Consider the following 4,681-nt stretch of genomic DNA (forward strand, 5'->3'; position numbering starts at 1 on the left):
AGGATCATCCAATTGACTTTTATAATATTGATAGTATGCTTCATCAATACGCAGCTGATTCCCTGCGTCTGCGATCACATTGCCATTGATGGTATAATTCCCATCGGGATTATTGAAATTAATCTTTCCCAACATGGGTCCTGCAATGGCGAACTGCTTGAGATTTGCAGCCTGGTAATCCGGGACAGAGGCGGTATACAACCCGGCATACGCATTTTCTTTCCCTGTCATGTTGATATCCGCATTCTCCACATTGACCACACCCACGCCGCCATAGAGACCTACGGACAAATCCCCGCCATGGATATCCGAAATTTCCAGATCATGGAAATCCGTGTGGCTGTCATCCATGTCAAATCCAGAAACTCCATACAGGACAGTCCCCACAGCTGACCCTTTGGCGGAAGAAATGTTCCGGATCTGGGTTTTCCCGGTGACCACAAAGGGGAGATCTTTGCTCTGTTCAGGATTGTCATAGTTCGTCAGACTCAGGAGGTTCCCCAGCCCAAAAGCAAGGGTCCCATCCGGGCTGTCCGTTGTATTGGCAACGTTCTCAACGGTCACATTGGTCTTACCCTCCTCTGTATAGGGAGACAGGTCAACAGTCCCCAGTAAAGCGCCATACAGCGAAATCGCCGTATCGGTAGTCACTCCATCCACATGGAGCCAATCCGTTTTCAGATGGTTCTGCTCCATTTTGTGATTGTCATAATCTTCCACCTGTTCCGAGAATAGGCCATGGAAAGAACTTGCCTGGCTGTCTTTACTGAAAGTAAGCCCGCTGATGGAAATAGTCGGGGCAGCCAAGGTGGAGCTTTGTAAATATACGCCCTCGGTTGAAATCAAGGAAGACTTAACGGTAAGGTTGGAAATCTGGATGCCTTTTTTCCCTTCCAAAGTAGAACGGTAGAGCATTACGGGATCATCGGCTACAGGATGGCTGCTGCCATCCAGGGAAACTTGATCCGCTGTGACAGTGCTCTTTTCCATGTTCAGTTCTTCCTGTAATGTCCAGTCTCCTTTGGTCAGGGTCTTATCCTGGATATGCTCCGCATATACCGGCAGACTCGTACCCAGTGTCAGGGCCAGTAAAATGGCCATTGTCAGTTTTTTATTCATCCGTCCTGCATGTTTCATGATATCCCCGCAATCTCCTTTACATCATTATCTGTGAAAGGAGCACACCAAAAGAAGCCAGAGAAGCTGTCGTGAATCCATACAAGACAGCAGTTTCTGGCTTCTGAATCAATGACCTGGAATCCCCGTTCATGTCGTACGCTCCTTACAAACACACCCAAAGCGCAAAAAGGTTTCCATTAGCAATGCGATGGTCTTATGCAATTACGAATGGTCCTCTCTTGCTACTCTCCTTCCCAGACGCTTGCTCATATCCCCAAACCTAAATCGTGTCACTAACTTCGTTTTCTTTTCGTTGCGAAGATTATAACATTTATCAAAAAAAAAAAAAAACAGTGCTAAAAATTGGTTCTTTCTTATCCACAGGAATTAATATACTTTTAAACTAACTTTAATCCATTTTTCTTTGTTTTTCTAAGAAATACGCATATAAAGGACGTTGACCCCCTGCCCATAAGGCTTCCTGGCTTCTCGAATCCTTGAAAAATAAATATCACAGCGCGATTATCCTTTCATAAAGAACATTTATGTATCTTTATATGTCCACTTGTAACATACATAAAAAAAAGACCCTGTATGCGTTTGACATACAGGGCCCGTGCGGCTCGTATTCTCTTATTTTACAACGGTTTCCGTCTTCTGCTTGCTCTGTGCCAGCTGCTTCGGCTCCGGCTTCTCATCCTCGGCGACAGCCGATTTGAACTCGCGGACGCTCTTGCCCAGGGATTTGCCGACCAGGGGCAATTTGCCCGGGCCGAAGACCAAGAGGCCGATGCCCAGGATCAGCAAGAGTTTCGGTACCGTAAGACCCATTAACATAGTGATTTCCTCCATCCAGCGAAACACGTAACACGACTCATTTCTGACATTATATCACGAATGGAAGGTATTGAAAAATACGCGTTGCCTATTGCTCGTATAGGGATTATCTATGCCGCCGGCTCACGCATCGAGGCAGGCCGTAATGCGCGCGATGGCTTCCGGCAGCACGGAGGCTTCCATGCCGGAATAGTTGAGCACGAAGATGTGGTCGGCAGCGGGAGCCTTACCCGCATAGTAGTCGCGCAGCGGCCGCATGCGAATGCCGTGTGCGGCAAAGTCCTGTTCGAGCTGCTCGTCGCTCTTTTTCGTGTGGAAGCGCAGCAGGAAATGCAGGCCGGAGCCGCGTTCGAGGATGTCGGCGCGCGTGAGCAGGCCGCCCGCTTTCATGGCTTTGAGCAGGGCTTCGCGGCGCTTGCGGTAGCTGTTGCGCATGCGGTTGATGTGCTTCTCGAAGTAGCCGTCTTGGATGAAGCGCGCGAGCGTGTACTGCTCGAAGTTCGAGACGGTGCAGCTGTAGAAGCCAAGCTTTTCCTCAAAGTCCCGGACAAGGCGTTCCGGCAGTACCATGTAGCTGATGCGGATAGTCGGCGTCAGCGTCTTGGAAAAGGTGTTCATGTAGATGACGCGGCCGCTGACATCGATGCCCATCATGGTCGGTATGGGGCGTCCCGTCAGGCGGAATTCGCTGTCGTAATCGTCCTCGATGATATAGCGTCCGGGCGCGGCGCTGGCCCAGCCCAGGAGCTCGTAACGGCGGCTGATGGGCGTGATGCAGCCCGTCGGAAAGTGATGTGACGGGCTGATGTGGAGCACATCGACGGCCTTTGCCTGCAGATCCGGCAGCGAGATTCCTTCTTCCTCCATATCGACGGGCACACAGTCGACGCCGTGGCGATGGTAGACCTTGCGGATCTTGTCGTAGCCGGGATTCTCGACGCCGAAACATTTCCCGCGTCCAAAAAGCTGCACGAGCAGGCCGTAGAGGTATTCGGTGCCGGCGCCGATGACTATCTGACCGGGCGTCACGTCAAGGCCGCGGAAGCTGCGCAGATGACCGGCGATGGTCGCCCGGAGGCTCAGGATGCCCATGCCGGGCGAACGCTCGAGCAGGGCTTCCGGCTGCCCGGCGATGACCTGCCGCAGCAGGCGCGTCCAGGTCTTGAACGGGAAGTCCGCAGGCGGCAGGCTGTTGGCCGTGAAGTCCGCGAGGTATCTCGGTCGCGGCGCTTCCCGCTCAGCGGCAGGCTCTGCCTTTCGCAGACTCTCCTGCGGCACGCCCATGACCCTGGCCACGAAAAAGCCTTTTTTCGGGACGGACTGACAATATCCTTCGGCCACCAACTGACCATATGCCCCTTCTACGGTGATCACGCTGATGCCGAGCTGGCGCGCGAGGCTGCGCTTCGACGGCAGCTTCTCTCCCGCCCGCAGACGACCCGCGAGGATGTCGCCGCGGATGCAGCGGTAAAGGTGCTCATAGAGGGATTCGCCCTCCAGGTGTTCAAATGAATAGGTCAGCATGACGGCTCCAATCTGATACTAGTTATTTATCACATTTTGAGTATTTCTATAAGGTCAACTTCAGTATATACTATCTTTCAGATGGACACAAGTCCTATTATTGTCAACACACTTGACAAAGAAAGAAGGAATCATCATGACATCGTATGCATCAAAATCGTCCTGGACGACCCGGCAGCTCTGCCTCGCGGCGGCCATGACAGCGGTCGTCTTTCTCGCCACGTTCGTGCCGCGCATCCCCATCCCGCTTGGCTACGCGCATCTCGGTGACGCCGCGATCTTCCTCATGGTCCTGTTCATCGGACGCAGAGAGATGCTGTTTGCCGCCTGCTTCGGCTCGGCGCTCTCCGACCTGCTCGGCGGCTTCCCGCTCTGGATCGTGCCGACGCTCGTCATCAAATTCTTCATGGCCGACATCGCCTGGCGCTTCATCCGGCCTGACCGTGAGGAAGTGGCTTCGCTGCCCCGCATGACGGTTGGCTTTCTCGCAGGCTCCCTCTGGATGGCTGTGGCCTATACGCTTTTCGGCGCGCTGCTTTACGACAGCCTCGCAGCAGGACTTGCCTCCGCGCCGGGTCTCATCGCCGAAGGGCTGCTCAACACGGCTGTCGCCGTCGTCGCAGCCGGGCTGCTCCAGAAGGCTCTGCCGCACCGCTGAGTGATATCGGCTGGCCAAGCCCCGGTATTTTATGTCTTACCTGCCCTGCTCGAGTTTCAGCAGGGCTTCTTTCATCGGCAGGCCCCAGGCGTAGCCCGTGAGGCTGCCGTCGCTGCCGATGACGCGATGGCACGGCACGATGATGCTGAGCGGATTGGCTCCGACGGCGCCGCCGACGGCATGGTATGCCTTTGGCTTCCCGATGGCCTCGGCGAGCTGCTTATACGTCGTCGTACGGCCGTATGGCACCTTCACGAGTTCCTGCCAGACGCGCAGACGAAACGGCGTCCCCTTGAAGCGGTACGGCACGGTAAAGGCCCGGCGCTTGCCGGCCAGGTATTCCGCAAGCTCCCGCGCGGCCTGGTCCGTCAGCTCCGTGCGCTCGCCGCCGGCCTCGGCCGCATCTTCCTTCACGACGTCGATGGCAATGATGGCCGCATCCTCCTCCACGATGCGGAAGAGCCCAAACGGGCCCGGATAATAGGCAGTATTCATGAGTATCATCTCTCCCTATATAATCTTCATTAATCTCTTGAATGCTCC

At 54.5% G+C, this 4,681-nt stretch carries 5 protein-coding genes; 1 reads left to right on the forward strand and 4 read right to left on the reverse strand.

Features of this window, described 5'->3' with window-relative positions:
• The 3 genes from DWX75_RS11525 to DWX75_RS11535 form a co-directional block, all read right to left on the reverse strand.
• A partial coding sequence (locus tag DWX75_RS11525) for a hypothetical protein (RefSeq protein ID WP_199497610.1) occupies positions 1-1,137 on the reverse strand: 1,137 nt, incomplete at its 3' end.
• 615 nt (positions 1,138-1,752) lie between these two features.
• Positions 1,753-1,956, reverse strand: coding sequence for a twin-arginine translocase TatA/TatE family subunit (locus DWX75_RS11530; protein WP_118016457.1), 204 nt, complete (start codon positions 1,954-1,956; stop codon positions 1,753-1,755).
• A gap of 123 nt (positions 1,957-2,079) precedes the next feature.
• Positions 2,080-3,480, reverse strand: coding sequence for a PLP-dependent aminotransferase family protein (locus DWX75_RS11535; RefSeq protein ID WP_118016458.1), 1,401 nt, complete (start codon positions 3,478-3,480; stop codon positions 2,080-2,082).
• A 136-nt stretch (positions 3,481-3,616) separates the two neighbouring features.
• Here DWX75_RS11535 and DWX75_RS11540 point away from each other — a divergent pair, with 136 nt between their 5' ends.
• Complete coding sequence (locus DWX75_RS11540) at positions 3,617-4,138, forward strand: ECF transporter S component (protein WP_118016459.1); 522 nt, start codon at positions 3,617-3,619, stop codon at positions 4,136-4,138.
• A 36-nt stretch (positions 4,139-4,174) separates the two neighbouring features.
• On the opposite strand, the gene DWX75_RS11545 is transcribed toward DWX75_RS11540, so the two are convergent.
• Entirely contained in the window at positions 4,175-4,633 is a 459-nt protein-coding gene (locus DWX75_RS11545) for a methylated-DNA--[protein]-cysteine S-methyltransferase (RefSeq protein ID WP_118016460.1), read from the reverse strand.
• Positions 4,634-4,681 lie beyond the last annotated feature (48 nt).

It is taken from the genome of Mitsuokella sp. AF21-1AC (assembly GCF_003458855.1).
Lineage (GTDB): Bacteria > Bacillota > Negativicutes > Selenomonadales > Selenomonadaceae > Mitsuokella.